This is a genomic window from Maribacter sp. UH1 (genome assembly GCF_056839145.1).
Window position 1 is genome coordinate 2,908,706 of the sequence record NZ_CM166387.1, and the last position, 16,611, is coordinate 2,925,316.

Annotated in this window: 14 protein-coding genes; 11 read left to right on the top strand and 3 right to left on the bottom strand. The window is 36.1% G+C overall.

The annotated features are described in order from the left end of the window. The first annotated feature begins 36 nt into the window (after window positions 1-36). From eno to UH1x_RS12660, 8 genes are all read left to right on the top strand, one after another. Entirely contained in the window at window positions 37-1,329 is a 1,293-nt protein-coding gene (gene eno, locus UH1x_RS12625; RefSeq protein WP_482621995.1) for a phosphopyruvate hydratase, read from the top strand. Between the two features lie 119 nt (window positions 1,330-1,448). After that, entirely contained in the window at window positions 1,449-2,984 is a 1,536-nt protein-coding gene (locus UH1x_RS12630) for a glycogen synthase (RefSeq protein ID WP_482621997.1), read from the top strand. A gap of 114 nt (window positions 2,985-3,098) precedes the next feature. Further along, on the top strand, window positions 3,099-4,385 hold the full coding sequence (locus UH1x_RS12635; RefSeq protein ID WP_482621998.1) for a citrate synthase: 1,287 nt from the start codon (window positions 3,099-3,101) through the stop codon (window positions 4,383-4,385). Window positions 4,386-4,479: 94 nt separating this feature from the next. Further along, window positions 4,480-5,394, top strand: coding sequence for a dimethylarginine dimethylaminohydrolase family protein (locus UH1x_RS12640; RefSeq protein ID WP_482622000.1), 915 nt, complete (start codon window positions 4,480-4,482; stop codon window positions 5,392-5,394). Between the two features lie 38 nt (window positions 5,395-5,432). Continuing rightward, window positions 5,433-6,362, top strand: coding sequence for a citrulline utilization hydrolase CtlX (ctlX, locus tag UH1x_RS12645; protein WP_482622002.1), 930 nt, complete (start codon window positions 5,433-5,435; stop codon window positions 6,360-6,362). Between the two features lie 108 nt (window positions 6,363-6,470). Then, window positions 6,471-7,073, top strand: a complete 603-nt coding sequence (locus UH1x_RS12650; protein WP_482622004.1) for a hypothetical protein — start codon at window positions 6,471-6,473, stop codon at window positions 7,071-7,073. 9 nt (window positions 7,074-7,082) lie between these two features. Beyond that, entirely contained in the window at window positions 7,083-7,574 is a 492-nt protein-coding gene (locus UH1x_RS12655; RefSeq protein WP_482622006.1) for a (2Fe-2S)-binding protein, read from the top strand. A 3-nt stretch (window positions 7,575-7,577) separates the two neighbouring features. Beyond that, window positions 7,578-9,746 carry a xanthine dehydrogenase family protein molybdopterin-binding subunit gene (locus UH1x_RS12660; RefSeq protein ID WP_482622008.1) on the top strand — a complete coding sequence of 723 codons (2,169 nt, stop codon included), beginning with the start codon at window positions 7,578-7,580 and terminating at the stop codon, window positions 9,744-9,746. Window positions 9,747-9,767: 21 nt separating this feature from the next. On the opposite strand, the gene UH1x_RS12665 is transcribed toward UH1x_RS12660, so the two are convergent. The 3 genes from UH1x_RS12665 to UH1x_RS12675 are packed head-to-tail and all read right to left on the bottom strand — an operon-like array spanning window position 9,768 to window position 12,143. Further along, the gene (locus tag UH1x_RS12665) at window positions 9,768-11,204 is read right to left on the bottom strand and encodes an SDR family oxidoreductase (protein ID WP_482622009.1); all 1,437 of its coding nucleotides are present in this window, start codon (window positions 11,202-11,204) and stop codon (window positions 9,768-9,770) included. Next, the gene (locus tag UH1x_RS12670) at window positions 11,204-11,716 is read right to left on the bottom strand and encodes a DUF1648 domain-containing protein (RefSeq protein WP_482622011.1); all 513 of its coding nucleotides are present in this window, start codon (window positions 11,714-11,716) and stop codon (window positions 11,204-11,206) included. The genes UH1x_RS12665 and UH1x_RS12670 overlap by 1 nt, the downstream gene beginning before the upstream one ends. Window position 11,717: 1 nt before the next feature. Beyond that, the gene (locus UH1x_RS12675) at window positions 11,718-12,143 is read right to left on the bottom strand and encodes a hypothetical protein (RefSeq protein ID WP_482622013.1); all 426 of its coding nucleotides are present in this window, start codon (window positions 12,141-12,143) and stop codon (window positions 11,718-11,720) included. Window positions 12,144-12,259: 116 nt separating this feature from the next. Between UH1x_RS12675 and argS the strand changes: the two genes are divergently transcribed. The 3 genes from argS (at window position 12,260) to UH1x_RS12690 (ending at window position 16,582) form a co-directional block, all read left to right on the top strand. Next, window positions 12,260-14,041 carry an arginine--tRNA ligase gene (argS, locus tag UH1x_RS12680; RefSeq protein ID WP_482622015.1) on the top strand — a complete coding sequence of 594 codons (1,782 nt, stop codon included), beginning with the start codon at window positions 12,260-12,262 and terminating at the stop codon, window positions 14,039-14,041. Between the two features lie 272 nt (window positions 14,042-14,313). Beyond that, window positions 14,314-15,651, top strand: a complete 1,338-nt coding sequence (ffh, locus tag UH1x_RS12685) for a signal recognition particle protein (RefSeq protein WP_482622017.1) — start codon at window positions 14,314-14,316, stop codon at window positions 15,649-15,651. 46 nt (window positions 15,652-15,697) lie between these two features. After that, on the top strand, window positions 15,698-16,582 hold the full coding sequence (locus UH1x_RS12690) for a bifunctional 5,10-methylenetetrahydrofolate dehydrogenase/5,10-methenyltetrahydrofolate cyclohydrolase (RefSeq protein WP_482622019.1): 885 nt from the start codon (window positions 15,698-15,700) through the stop codon (window positions 16,580-16,582). Window positions 16,583-16,611 lie beyond the last annotated feature (29 nt).

Consider the following 16,611-nt stretch of genomic DNA (forward strand, 5'->3'; position numbering starts at 1 on the left):
CTTTACTTCTTACAAACAACAAATAAAAAGATTAAAATGAGTATTATATTAAATGTTCACGCAAGGCAGATTTTAGATTCTAGAGGTAATCCAACTGTTGAAGTAGATGTAGTTACGGAAAATGGTGTAATGGGTAGAGCTGCGGTTCCTTCTGGAGCTTCTACTGGTGAGCATGAAGCTGTTGAATTACGTGATGGTGGTAAATCTTTCATGGGTAAAGGTGTAAGTAAAGCTGTTAATAACGTAAACAGTATTATAGCGGAAGAGATTTTAGGAATGAGTGTGTTTGATCAAAATCTTTTAGATCAAACTATGATAGATTTAGATGGAACACCAAATAAATCTAAATTAGGAGCTAACGCAATTTTAGGTGTTTCATTAGCTGCTGCGAAAGCTGCTGCAAATGAATTAGGTCTTTCTCTTTTTAGATACATTGGTGGTGTTAGCGCTAATACGTTGCCTGTACCAATGATGAACATTATAAATGGTGGTTCTCACTCAGATGCGCCTATCGCGTTTCAAGAGTTCATGGTAATGCCGGTTAAAGCAAAAAGCTTTACACATGCAATGCAAATGGGAACAGAGATTTTTCACAACCTTAAGAAGGTATTGCACGATCGTGGTCTTAGTACTGCAGTAGGTGATGAAGGTGGATTTGCGCCAAACCTTGCAGGTGGTACTGAAGATGCTTTGGATACGATAGCAAAAGCAGTGAAGAATGCAGGTTACAACTTAGGTGACGATGTAATGATTGCTTTAGATTGTGCTGCAGCAGAATTCTTTGTTGATGGAAAATATGACTACACTAAATTTGAAGGAGAATCGGGTGTAATTAGAACATCTGAAGAGCAAGCCCAATACTTAGCGGATTTAAGTGCTAAATATCCTATAATCTCTATTGAAGATGGTATGGATGAAAATGATTGGGATGGTTGGAAATCTTTGACCGATAAAATTGGTGATAAGGTTCAGTTAGTAGGTGATGATTTATTCGTTACTAATGTTGAACGTCTATCTACAGGTATTGAAAAAGGTATTGCTAATTCAATATTGATTAAAGTAAACCAAATTGGAACTTTAACGGAAACTATTGCTGCTGTAAATATGGCTAAAAACGCTGGTTATACTTCAGTAATGTCTCACCGTTCTGGAGAAACAGAAGATAATACAATTGCTGATTTGGCTGTTGCATTAAATACAGGTCAAATAAAAACTGGTTCAGCTTCAAGATCGGATCGTATGGCTAAGTACAACCAATTACTTCGTATAGAAGAAGAATTAGGAAGTACAGCTTACTACCCACAAGAAAAGGCTTTCAAATTAGATTAATTTCTAAGTGTAATATATAATTAAGCCTTTCTTTCGAGAAAGGCTTTTTTTTTTGGCGTACTTCAAAACTTTAACTACCTTTTGAGAATAAATCAATAATAACCCCTCTTTGTTAGCGTATGAATAATTTTCTTTTTGTTTCCGCAGAGAATGATGCCATTCCTGATTGTAAAGCTGGTGGAATGGGTGATGTTGTAAGAGACGTCCCTAGAGAAATATCCAAGCGGGAAGATAAAGTTCATGTAGTTGTACCCTCATACTCTAGATTACATATAAACGGAATTTTTAAGACAAAGCTTGAGTTTAGTCTTAGGGGTATGCCATATACAGCAGAATTGTATGAGGTTATTCCAAAGAGAGTAGATAAGAACATTACACATTATGTTATACATCATCCTGAAATTGTAGAAGGCGGTATAGCTCATATTTATCACGACGATCCAACGGAGCCATTTTTTAATGATTTTATAAAGTTTGTCATATTTTGCACAGCTACTGCAGAAGCAATTAAAATAGGAGCTTTTGGTGATTTAGATATTGTACACATGCATGATTGGCATTCTGCTGCACTTTTGTTTATAAAAACATATCATCCAAATTATCAAGATTTAAAAAAGATGAGATATGTGTATACCATACATAATTTGGCAATACAGGGTATTCGTCCTTTTTATAATAATTATGCTTCCGTGAATAATTGGTTTCCAGAAGTACAGTTAGATCATGCTGCATTAATGGATTCTAGATATCAAGATTGTATCAATCTAATGGCGGTAGGTATACGCTTAGCTGATGCGGTACATACGGTTTCGCCATCTTATAAAGAAGATGTGCTATTACCAAGTAGGAGACCGGAATTTATTGGAGGTGAAAGTCTGGAGAACGATTTATTGAAAGCAGATAATGAAGGTCGTCTTTTTGGTATTCTAAATGCTAGTAATTATGGTAATATAAGAGTAGCGGAAAAAGGATTTTTATATAGAAATACGGTTAAAGCTATATTTAGATGGCTTCAAGAAAATTCAAAGAAATATAAAGCTGATTTTCTAGCTCATACAGGTGAGAAGATTATGCAGTTTGTAGGTAATAGACCTAAATTTATAGTTTCTAGCGTAGCTAGATTAACAGAACAGAAATTCTATTTTTTAAAACGATCTCCTGAAGCTTTTGAAAAAATGCTTGCCAGGTTAAATGAGATAGACGGTATATTTATTCTATTGGGGACCGGTGATCCAGATTATGAAGAATTCTTTCGTCATATGAGCTACCATCATAAAAATTTTGTGTTTACTAACGGGCAATCTGAAGATTTGATAGATTCTATGTATTTAGAAACAGATTTGTATTTCATGCCTAGTTTATTTGAGCCTTGTGGTATAAGTCAAATGTTGGCTATGAGAAATGGTAACCCTTGTTTGGTGCATCATACTGGCGGATTAAAAGATACCGTGGACCATTTAAAAACAGGTTTTGCTTTTGGTGGTGAAACTTATGATGAGCAAATAGAGAATATGGTTAAGGTTTTTGATGAGGCATTGACTCTTTGGGAAGAAGATAAAGATGCTTGGAAAAAGATAAAAGCGAATGCAAAAAAAGCTCGATTTACTTGGGAAAAATCTTTAGATGCATATTACGAGTCGCTATATCTGTTGTAATGAAAGCTATTCATAGTACTTATTGTTAATTTTACCCAAAACAGATTTTTGAAATTGGTAGACCAATCCTGTTTTGTTAACTTTACGAGAAGTATTTAAAACGTAAAAATAAAAATGTCAGACAAAGCTATTTTAGAATATAATGGTGAAAAATACGAGTTTCCTGTAATTAAGGGAACCGAAGATGAACTTGCAATCGATATCAAATCATTGCGTTCTGCAACCAAAGGAATTATAACTATTGATCCAGGTTTTAAAAATACAGGATCTTGTGAAAGTGCAATTACTTTTTTAGATGGCGAAAAAGGTATTTTACGTTACAGAGGTTACTCAATTGAAGAATTAGCAGAGAAAGCCGATTTCTTAGAAGTAGCTTATGCATTGATTTTTGGAGACTTGCCAAATGAAGAAGAGTTGGCTAAGTTTCATAAGGATATTAAAGATGAGTCTCATGTAGATGAAGAGATGAAAAAGATATTGGATGGTTTTCCAAAATCTGCTCATCCAATGGGTGTTTTGTCATCATTGACAAGTGCATTAATTGCATTTAACCCTTCTACTGTAGATGTAAGTTCTGATGATGATATGTACCATGCTATTGTACGTATTCTTGCAAAATTCCCTGTTCTTGTAGCTTGGACTTTGCGTAAAAAGAAAGGTCTTCCGTTAGATTACGGTGATGATAATTTAGGTTATGTAGAGAACATTCATAAAATGATGTTCAAACGTCCTAATCAAGATTATAAAAAGAACAAAGTAGTAATAGAGGCATTGGATAAGTTGTTGATATTACATGCGGATCACGAGCAAAACTGTTCTACGAGTACCGTACGTATAGTAGGTTCTTCCCATGCTGGTTTGTTTGCATCTTTATCTGCAGGTATTTCTGCGCTTTGGGGACCATTACATGGTGGTGCCAACCAAGCAGTATTGGAAATGCTTGAGGCTATAGAAGCTGATGGTGGTGATACCAAAAAATATATGGCTAAGGCTAAAGATAAATCAGACCCTTTTAGATTAATGGGCTTTGGGCACAGAGTTTATAAAAACTTTGATCCACGTGCTAAGATTATAAAAGTTGCGGCTGATGAAGTACTGGCAGATTTAGGTATAGATGACCCTATATTGGATATAGCAAAAGGTTTGGAGAAAGAAGCATTAGAAGATCAGTACTTTGTAGATAGAAAATTATACCCTAATGTAGATTTTTACTCAGGTATTATTTATAGAGCTTTAGGTATTCCAACAGAAATGTTTACAGTAATGTTCGCCTTAGGTAGATTACCAGGGTGGATTGCACAGTGGAGAGAAATGAGATTGAATGGTGAACCAATTGGTAGACCTAGACAGGTTTATGTTGGTGAAAATTTAAGATCTTTTGTCGAACTGGACAAGAGGTAGATTGCTACCGTTAATAAAAAAACAAAAAGCTCTTTTAATTGTAAAGGAGCTTTTTTTTTGTGCCAAATTTTAATTCAGATTTAAATAAATACATATGCTACAGTTAAATGTTAATGATGAAATTTCCCCTTTAAAGGCAGTTGTTCTAGGTATAGCCAAAAGTTCTGGACCAACTCCTACTTTAGAAGAAGCTTACGATCCAAAATCAAAAGAACATATTAAAGCTGGTACGTACCCAACTGAATCTGATATGATTGCGGAAATGGAAGCATTTAGAGAAGTGTTCGAGAAATATGATGTTAAGGTTTTTAGACCTGAAATTCTTGAAGATTGTAATCAGATTTTTACTAGAGATATCGCATTTGTTATTGAAGATAAATTGATCAAAGCCAATATATTACCTGACCGTGAGCAAGAGGTTGAAGCAATTTTACATGTGCTTGACAAGATTGATGATGACAACATTTTAACTCCGCCTGAAAATGTTCATGTTGAAGGTGGTGATGTCATGCCTTGGAACGATTATATTTTTGTAGGTACCTATACGGCATCTGATTATGCTGCGTACATAACTGCTAGAACAAATAAAGCTGCCGTTGAATATTTGACCAAACAATTTCCGCATAAAACAATTAAGTCTTTTGAATTGCGCAAGTCTAACACCATTGCTCAAGAAAACGCATTGCATTTAGATTGCTGTTTTCAACCTTTAGGGAAAGGAAAAGCTATTATTCATAAAAATGGATTTTTAGTTGAAGAGGAGTACCAATGGTTGGTAGATTTTTTTGGAAAGGAAAATGTCTTTGAAATTGATGCTAAAGAAATGTATCATATGTACAGTAACGTATTTTCCATTTCACCAGATGTGGTTGTTTCAGAAAAAAGATTTACACGTTTAAATAATTGGTTACGGGAACAAGGTTTTACGGTAGAGGAAATTCCGTATGCTGAAATATCAAAGCAAGAAGGGTTATTGCGTTGTAGTACATTACCCTTGATCAGAGCATAATTTATAAATCAACAAACAACAATTTAATAAGTACCCCTATGCAAATAACAAATACAATACTAATGATTCGCCCGGTGTCGTTCAGAATGAATGAGCAGACCGCTGTCAATAACTACTTTATGGAAGATATTGATATGAAGAATCAAGAAATAAATCAGAAAGCTCAAGAGGAGTTCGATGCATTTGTTTCCGTATTAAAAAATAAGGGAGTAAATGTTATCGTTGTGCAGGATACCAAAGAACCTGATACTCCAGATAGCGTTTTTCCAAATAATTGGATTTCTTTTCATGCCAACGGTACAGTAGGTGTTTATCCTATGTTTGCAGAGAATAGAAGAAATGAACGTAGAGATGATATTTTTGAGATTTTAGAACAGAACGGTTTTAAAATCAATGATGTCGTCGATTATACTTCTGCTGAAGAAGAAGAATTGTTTCTAGAGGGTACCGGTAGTATATTAATAGATAGAGTAAACAATAAGGCATATTGTGCATTATCTGAACGTGCAGATGAAGAGTTGTTTATTGAGTTTTGTGAAGATTTCGATTTCTTTCCGGTCATATTTACGGCTAATCAATCTGTTGATGGTAAGCGATTACCTATTTATCATACCAATGTAATGATGGCTCTGGCTGAAAATTTCGTCATTATCTGTACAGATTCCATTGATGATAAGAAAGAAAGAAAAAATGTATTGCAGCACCTTAAAAAAGATGGAAAGGAAGTCATAGTTATTACCGAGCAACAGATGCATCAATTTGCGGGTAATATGCTACAGGTTTTGGGTAGTGATGATAAGCGATATATGGTCATGAGTTCTGCGGCTTACCATAGTTTAACACCAAAACAAGTTGCTCAAATTGAAAATTACTGTGCTATTTTACATAGCTCTCTTCATACTATTGAAACATGTGGTGGCGGTAGTGCTCGCTGTATGATGGCAGAAGTTTTTCTTCCAAAGAACTAAATAAAATATTTACCCTGTTGAAATTATATATTTTAATGGGGTAACTTTTTTGTGAAGTATTCGCTATCTTCAAAGAGGTTAGATGTTTTTTACATTTTAATAATCACTATGAAAATAAAGCCAATTTATATTTTTCTAGCATTAACTGTCGTGGGTTTGTTGTTTGCATTGGCAAATACTCCCAAAATTTCAGCTTATGAAATGGTAGAAGAGCAATCTCAAAGTTCTAATAATGATTATAATATGATGATGGATGTACTTACCCATCAGCGTTGTATGAATTGTCATCCTAGTGATAACATTCCTAAGCAAGGCGATGATAGTCATCCGCATTATTTTGGTATGGCAAGGGGAAAAGATGACCATGGCTTTGAGGCTACTAATTGTAATACCTGTCATCAATCTGAAAATAATTTAAATTCTGGAGTTCCTGGTGCACCACATTGGGCATTAGCGCCAGCTTCAATGGCGTGGGAAGGATTAACAAGAGAAGAAATCGCAGAACGTTTATTGGATAAAAACACCAATGGAAACAGAAGTCATGAGGAACTTGTTAAACATATGACCGAAGATGATTTAGTGCTTTGGGCATGGGAACCAGGTATTCATGCAAATGGAGAACAAAGAACTTTGCCTCCGGTTTCTAAAGAAGATTTTAAAAAAGCTGTTGAAAACTGGTTTGCTAACGGGGCGGTAATTCCTTCTAAATAATAAAATTTTATGAAAATTTCCTTAACTGTTAACGGTGAATTAAAAACTGTTGATATAGCAGATGAAAATACGCCTTTACTTTGGGTAGTTAGAGATACGCTAGACTTAAAAGGCACGAAATTTGGCTGTGGAAAAGCGGCTTGTGGAGCATGTACCTTACATGTAGATGGTGAAGCGGTGCGCTCATGTTCCTATCCTGTAAAATTTGCAGAAGGTAGAGAAGTTACTACTATTGAAGGGTTGGGAGACAGAGAAAACCTTCATCCTGTTCAACAAGCTTGGATTGAAGAAATTGTGCCGCAATGTGGCTATTGCCAGCCAGGTTTTATTATGGCAACGGCTGCCCTTTTAAATAAGGTGCCTAAGCCTACAGATGAAGATATAGATAAGAATATTATAAATGTTTGTCGTTGCGGAACGTACTACCGCATGAGAAAGGCAATACATAAAGCGGCTAATTTGCAGTTTGAAAAAGAAAATAAGGAATCTAAAGAATTGTAATCCATGGCTGATAAAGAAAAAGGTTCAAAGAAAGTATCTAGACGTAAGTTTCTAGTAAAGGGTGGATTAGGTACTATTGGTGTGGTTGCAGTTGGTGCATATATTTTCAGAAATCCCATCCGTAGAGAGCTGCTAGGATTTGCAAATTCTCTTGAAGCGCCATATACCGATAATACGGATAAACCTATGGTGTGGTTTGAAGTGACCAATAACAATGAGATACTATTGCATTCTCCTAAAATGGAAATGGGGCAAGGAACATTTACCGGAATAGCCCAAATGGCCGCTGATGAACTTTCTGTTTCTATGAGCCAGATAAAAGTTGTTCATGCTGCTTCATCTACCGGTAATGTGGATAGTTTTGCTACAGGTGGTAGTACTTCGATTTCTGGACTATGGAAACCCTTAAGGGAACTTGCTGCAATGCTCAGGGTTATGCTTATTAAAGAAGCTGCCCGTAAAATGAATGTTGGTTTTGATGAACTTAATGTTGAGGACGGTGTCATATCCGGTAACGGAAAAACACTGACTTTTGCGCAGGCAGCTGAAGGAGTTGAAAATTGGGAAGTGCCAGATGTTCCTTCGTTAAAAAATGCTAAAGACTATAAATATATAGGCAAACCTATTGCTAGGGTAGATTTGGATGCGAAAGTATACGGAGATCCAATTTTTGGTATGGATGCAGAAATGCCCGATATGCTTTATGGCGCAGTGGTTAGACCATCTAAAATTGGGTCAACTTTTGTAAGCGCAGATACTTCTGCTGCAGAAAATATGCCTGGGGTGGTGAAGATAATTGTTGAAGATGATTTTGTAGGTGTAGTCGCAAATTCTATGATAGAGGCCGAGCACGCTAAAGATGCCATTAATGTAACTTGGGATAGTTATGAAAATTTAGATACTGCTGCTATCACTAATATGATGACGGTAGGTAACGGTAACTTTACTACAATACAGAAAAACGGTGATGCTTTTGACGAAGATGATGAATTTGAAACACTAGAATTTAGAAGCCCTATTGGAGCACATGCCCAAATTGAACCTAATGGTGTTGTTGCTTTTGTTGAAAGTGACAGTGCTACCATTAAAATTTCAACGCAAGTTGTAAGCATTACTAGAAAAGAGGTTGCAAAACGCTTGGGCTTAGATACCGACAAGGTAAATATCGTACCTACTTATTTAGGTGGCGGATTTGGTAGAAGGTTACATACACCGCATGCAGTGCAAGCTGCGGTAATGTCTAAAGCTGTGGGTAAACCGGTAAAATACTTTTTTAGTAGAAAGGAAGAATTTCAGCATGACATGTTTCGCCCGCCAACACATCATATTATTAAAGGTAAATTAAATAGTGAAGGATATTTAGATACGCTGGAGCATGAATTTGTGAGCGGCGATGTGGCTACGGATTCTGCCTTGATACCTAATGCACTTACTAACTTTTTAGGTGCAGATGTTGGAGCTATTCGTGGTGGATTCATTCAGTATACGGCTATTCCTAATTTTAAAACGGTGTATTGGCATGTAGTGTTGCCATTTGCAACCAGTTGGTGGCGTAGTTTGGGCTTGTTAGCTAATACGTTTGCCATGGAAAGTTTTATAGATGAAATGGCGTTAAAGGCCAATAAGAATGCGGTAGACTTTAGACTGCATCAAATAGGTGAAGAGCCAATAGATAACCGTTTAAAAAATGTGATTAAGGCTGCAGCCGAAAAAGCAAATTATAACGAAGAAGTTGTTAATGGTCGTGCAATGGGATTCGCCGCTTCCATAGATGCGAATACACCTTGTGCTCAAGTAGCTGAGGTTTCTATTGTTGACAATGAAATTAAAGTGCATAAGGTAACCGTGGCTATGGATCCTGGTTTAGCAGTAAATCCTGATCAGATACGTGCCCAATGTGAAGGTTGTGTTATCATGGGAATGAGTGCTGTGCTTTACGAGCAAATGTTTGTGGAGGATGGGGAATTAACTCCTACGATTTACGGGCCTTATCAAATGGCTTTGATGAAGAATGCACCTAAAGAAATTGATGTGGTATTGCTGCAAGGTAAAGATACTCCCGGTGCTGTAGGGGAGCCACCATTAGGACCTATTGGTGCCGCCATTGCTAATGCGGTAAGGCGTTTAACGGGGCAGCGTTTAACAGAGCTGCCTTTGAAATTATCGCAGTAGGTCTAATGTAAGGGTGTTATATTACTTAGCATTTTTTTGATTGGCAATATTCTTGATCATGCCGCCAAAAATGAAATAGTGAAAGGGAACTATGCTGTACCAATATAAACGTCCTCGTAAACCACGCGGTCTAAATGTTGCGGTTTGGTGTAGCACATTGTTCTCATCTATTTTAAACTCTAACCAAGCTTCACCTGGCAGCTTCATTTCAGCAAATAATAATAATCTTTTTGCTTTTTTATCGGCTAATAACACCCGCCAAAAATCTAATGAATCACCTGCAAATATTTTATGGGCATGGGTTCTTCCTCGTCTTAAACCAACACCACCAGAAAGCTTATCTAAAAACCCCCTTATTTTCCAAAGCCAGTTTCCGTAATACCATCCGGTTTCCCCGCCAATACTCCAAATTCGTTCCAATACTACTTCTGGGTTAGATATTTTTAGTTGTTTGTAATCTCTTAGCACTCCATATTTTGGTACCTGAATATGTTTTTCAAGATTATCAACAAACCTACCGCTAATCATACTATCCTTCCAGCTACTAATCACTAAATTCTGCTCTATTTTTTTAAAGGCTAAATCAATAGCTTCTTTGTAGGTGTGGGGAGTAATACCTAGAATATCCTGTAGTCGAGTGTCTTTTGCTACGACTTCGATTTTCATGCTGTCTACTAGGTTCAATGCTAGTTTATATGACGTTGAGGTTACAAAATATAACCAATACGAAGAGAGTTTTGGAGTCATAACGGGTACGGTCCAAATCCAGTTTTTAAAGCCTCTGACTTCGGCATATTTATGCAACATTTCTTTATATGTGAGTACATTGGGTCCGGCAATGTCGAAGGAGTCGTTATATGTTTTTTCATTTCCCAGAACTCCTGTTAGAAATGCAATGACATCACGTATGGCAATGGGTTGCGTTTTTGTCAATACCCATTTAGGGGTGATCATTACCGGAAGTTTTTCACATAAATCGCGAATGATTTCAAAAGAGGAACTTCCTGACCCTACTATAATACCTGCTCTTAGTACTGTTAATTTAAAATTACCTTGATATAAAATGTCTTCTACGTTTTTTCTAGATTGTAGATGTTTAGAAAGATTATTATCATTTACGATTCCGCTTAAATAAATAACTTGTTGAATTTGAGTTTCAGCAACATACTTGTTGAAGTTTTCGGCAGTTTTAGCCTCCATTTCGTCAAAATCTTGTGTTGATGAGCTCATGGAGTGAATTAGAAAATAAGCGGCATCTATATCTTTTGGAACTACATTTTCTTTGGGTTCTTCTAAAAAATCAATTTCAATGACTTCTATTCGTTGCCTGGTTTCTTTATCTACAGAAAGTCTGGTTTCATCACGTACCGCACAAACTATTTCATGCCCCATTTCTAATAGTTGCGGTAAAATACGCATCCCTATATAACCATTGGCTCCTGTAAGTAGTATTTTCATTATTTGGGTATTTTGAACATTTTAAAAATGTAATAGAGGGGTAGCAGGGTTACGATAACTACAATAATTATGGATAGACTTGGTATTTTAAAACCTAAGTTAATTTCATGAGCTTGTAAAATAGTTTCTATAATTGTTGGTGTGGCTATAATCGATATGAACAAGTTCATGTATATCAGCATTTGTAATGACATTTTATAAATGGCTGTAGCATTTTCTTCTGTGACTTTAACCGGATGATTCATATTCCATGACTTCACTTTTTTGATAATTATCGCCAATAGGGCATAGGTTAATCCCATTATAATAGGAAGCGTCCAAATTGAATCTTTATCTCCATAACCATCAACCTCTCCTTTATAATTAAAATGTGCAGGAATTCTATCTGGCAGATCAGTATAAAAAATGCCGATAATGATAAAATTCATCACTATCATGATCCACCCAATAGCAATTTGCCTTTGCTGATTTTTAGTAGGATTTATATCTATTTTGGGTAAATCTGCGAACATATTATAAATCTTCAATTGAGGTAGGTGCATTATCTGCTTTGTAGCCTAGTATTTTTTTAAAGAACTTCTGTACGGCCTTTGTGTCAGATTCCACTTTAATAAAATAATTGTCGCGGTAAATCGAATAAACAGATGCTTCGCCTTTATACATCGTTAGTTTGTAATAAGGTATGATCAATGCGTAAGATTCTAATAACGATCTAAACCCAACTATAATTCCCTTGGGTCTCATTTCAATATTACAGGTATCCCTATTGTTGTCTAAAATTAACAAGTTTCTTATCTCAACGCTTGTTTCTGTAATAATCAATTTTGGAGAGCCAATACCGCCCATTGCCCAACGTTGTTTTAAGGTAAATGGCTTACCGACCGCATCATCTATTTTTCTAGTAGCCTCTTTATTGTTGTAAGATACATTTACAAGCATACGAATTCAATTACGTTGTTTTTATTAAAGTTAGCGAAAAGCCAAATGAATACAGCATCTGTTTACCCTAAAAGCCTAAAAAATGATTAGTTTTGCAGCCTTAATTAAACGTTTTGGTGAATATTCAAGAGGTACTATCAGATAAAGTAAAAGAAGCGGTAAAATCTATTTTTGACAAAGAATTACCAAATGTAGAATTTCAACCTACCCGTAAAGATTTTGAGGGCGATATCACTATTGTGGTTTTCCCTATGTTGCGCGTGGTAAAGGGTAATCCGGTTCAAATTGGTGAGCAAATTGGGGCTTATTTAGAAGAACATGTAGATGCCGTTGCAGGCTTTAATGTGATTAAAGGATTTTTAAATATTGTTATCAATGATGGTTTCTATTTAGATTTTTTCAATTCAATTTCTTCAGTGGAGAATTTCGGATTTGTAAAAGAGTCTGATGATGCCGTAATGGTAGAATATTCTTCTCCTAATACCAATAAACCATTACACTTAGGTCATATTCGTAATAATTTATTAGGATATTCCGTTGCTGAAATTTTAAAGGCATCTGGTAAAAAAGTGTACAAGACCCAGATTATTAATGATCGAGGAATTCATATTTGCAAGAGTATGGTAGCTTGGCAGAAATTTGGAAACGGAGAGACACCAGAATCTACAGGGTTAAAAGGCGATAAGTTAGTTGGTAATTATTACGTTGCTTTTGATAAAGCGTATAAAGAACAAATAGCAGCATTAGTAGCTGAAGGTACCGATCAGAAAATTGCAGAAAAAGAAGCACCACTTTTATTGGAAGCCCAAGAAATGCTTTTAAAATGGGAAGCTGGTGATGAAGAGACCGTAGCACTTTGGAAAACCATGAACGGTTGGGTGTATAAAGGTTTTGACGTTACCTATAAGAATTTAGGTGTTGATTTTGATAACCTTTATTATGAAAGTGATACCTATCTTTTAGGTAAAGATGTTGTTGCAGAGGGATTGAAAAAAGGAGTTTTCTTTAAAAAGGAAGACGGTAGTGTTTGGATTGACTTGACCGAAGACGGATTAGATGAGAAAATTGTGCTTCGTTCAGATGGGACAGCGGTTTATATGACCCAAGATATTGGTACTGCTATACAACGTGTAAAAGATCATCCAGATGTAAGCGGTATGGTTTATACTGTTGGGAACGAGCAAGATTATCACTTTAAGGTATTGTTCTTAATACTACAAAAACTAGGATTCTCTTGGTCGAATAAATTACACCACCTGAGTTATGGTATGGTCGATTTGCCTAGTGGAAAAATGAAAAGTAGGGAAGGTACCGTGGTAGACGCCGATGATCTTATGGCTGATATGACACAAACTGCTGCAAATATTTCAGAGGAGTTAGGTAAGCTTGACGATTATAATGAAGAAGAAAAGCAATCACTTTATAAAATGATCGGTTTAGGAGCTTTAAAATATTACATATTAAAAGTAGATCCTAAAAAGCGAATTTTGTTCGACCCAGAAGAGTCGGTAGATTTTCAAGGGAACACTGGTCCGTTTATTCAATATACTTACGCACGTATTCAGTCTATATTAAGAAAGGCAGAAAGCATGGGTATCGATATTTCTAAAGATGCCAAGGTTACGGAACTTCATAGCAAAGAAAAGGAGTTGATCAAACAACTTCAACTATTTCCAGATACTATACAATTAGCTGCAGATAATTACAGTCCGGCTTTGATTGCCAATTATACGTATGACTTGGTTAAAGAGTTTAATTCGTTTTATCAGCAGGTATCTATTTTAGGTGAAGTAGACGATGAGAAGAAAATTTTACGTGTACAATTGTCTAAGAAGGTTGCTGAGGTAATACAAGATGCATTCAAATTATTGGGTGTAGAGGTACCTGAGCGTATGTAGTTCAATTAAAGACCAATTATATTTTCCATATTTAATTTTCTCGAACAAAAAGCGTAAATTAAGCATGCAAAAATTTAGGTGAACTTGTTTTCAACGAAACAGGTAAGAGTACAATCGGCAATACCGAATATGAAATCACCTTTTTTGCCCCACAAGCAGCAATAGAGCATCTTTTTTTTAAATCGATGCTCTTTTGTTTTGTTATTTTGTGGTACTTGCTACGGAATTAGCATTGATATTATTAAATTTGTAGCCCCTTAAAAAAGAAAAGAATGTTCGATAATTTAAGCGATAAGCTAGACAAGGCATTACATGTACTAAAAGGACATGGTCAGATTACAGAAATTAATGTTGCAGAGACTACCAAAGAAGTACGCCGAGCCTTATTGGATGCGGATGTTAACTTTAAAATAGCCAAAGAATTTACCAATAGGGTAAAAGAAAAGGCGTTGGGGCAAGATGTATTGACCACCTTACAACCTGGTCAGCTAATGGTCAAGATTGTAAAAGATGAACTTACCCAATTAATGGGTGGTGAGTCAGAAGGTATTAATCTTTCCGGGAATCCATCGGTTATTTTAATGTCTGGTTTGCAGGGATCTGGTAAAACTACCTTTTCTGGTAAACTTGCTAATTTCCTAAAAACAAAAAAATCTAAAAAGCCATTATTGGTCGCTTGTGATGTATATCGTCCGGCGGCAATTGATCAGTTACATGTAGTAGGTGAACAAATTGGTGTTGAGGTATTTTCAGATAGGGAAAATACCGATCCGGTAGCTATCTCAAAAGCAGGTATAGCTCATGCAAAGGCTAATGGACATAACGTGGTCATTATAGATACCGCTGGTCGTTTGGCAGTTGATGAGGCTATGATGAATGAAATATCAAATATTCATAAAGCTATACAACCTCAAGAGACCTTGTTCGTTGTTGATTCTATGACCGGTCAAGATGCTGTGAATACGGCAAAAGCCTTCAACGATATCTTGAATTTTGATGGTGTTATCTTAACCAAGTTAGATGGTGATACCCGTGGTGGTGCCGCTATTTCTATTAAGTCTGTGGTAGATAAGCCAATTAAGTTCATTGGTACCGGTGAGAAGATGGAAGCTATTGATGTTTTCTATCCATCACGTATGGCAGACCGTATCTTGGGTATGGGTGATGTGATATCACTTGTAGAAAGGGCTCAAGAACAGTTTGATGAAGAGGAGGCTAGAAAGATCCAAAAGAAGATTGCCAAGAATAAATTCGGATTCGATGATTTTCTGAGCCAAATTCAGCAAATCAAGAAGATGGGTAATATGAAAGACCTTATGGGGATGATTCCTGGAGCGGGAAAAGCCTTAAAAGGTTTGGATATTGATGATGATGCTTTCAAGCATATTGAAGCTATTATATATTCTATGACTCCAGAAGAACGTTCTACACCATCTAAATTAAATGCAAGTAGAAAAAAACGTATTGCAAAAGGTTCTGGTAGAGAAGTTCAAGAAATCAATCAGTTGTTGAAGCAGTTTGATCAAATGAGCAAGATGATGAAAATGATGCAAGGCGGTGGCGGTAAGAAGATGATGCAGATGATGGGCGCCATGAAAGGAATGAAATAAATACCGAAATACACAACCTAACAACACAACTTAAAGAGAAGCGGATATGGAATTATTGGATGGTAAAAAAGTATCCAACGAAATTAAAGAGGAAATCAAGGCTGAGGTAGCCAAGATGAAAGAACGAGGTGAAAAAGTACCACATTTAGCAGCAATTATCGTTGGTAGTGATGGGGCTAGTTTAACCTACGTAGGTAGTAAAGTTCGTTCTTGCGAGCGTATTGGTTTTGAATCTACCTTAATACAAATGCCAAGTACTACTTCTGAGCAAGAATTATTGAACAAGATCAAAGAATTGAACGTTGATGATGATATTGATGGTTTTATTGTTCAATTACCCTTACCTGAGCAGATAGATACCCAAAAGGTAATTATGGCCGTAGATCCGGATAAGGATGTAGACGGATTCCACCCTACAAACTTTGGTAAAATGGCTTTGGACATGAGTACGTTCATACCTGCTACTCCGTTCGGTATTCTTGAATTATTGGAACGCTACAAAGTAGATACAAAAGGTAAGCATACCGTAGTTATTGGTCGTAGCCATATTGTAGGTAGACCAATGAGTATTTTAATGGGTAGAAAAGGATGGCCAGGTAACTCTACCGTAACCCTTACTCATAGTCATACAAAAAACATTACACAGATTATCTCACAGGCAGATATTGTAATTTCAGCATTAGGAGTTCCTAAATTCTTAAAGGCGGAAATGGTAAAAGACGATGCCGTTGTAATTGATGTGGGTATTACTAGAGTACCAGATGAGACCAAAGAAAAAGGATACTACATTACGGGTGATGTTGACTTTGAAAATATCAGTAAAAAAGCATCATACATTACTCCCGTTCCTGGAGGGGTTGGTCCTATGACCATTGCAATGCTATTGAAAAATACATTGTTGGCTCGTGAGAGACATAGAAGTAGAAACTAATTTCTATAGAAATTTATAAATGAGCCTTG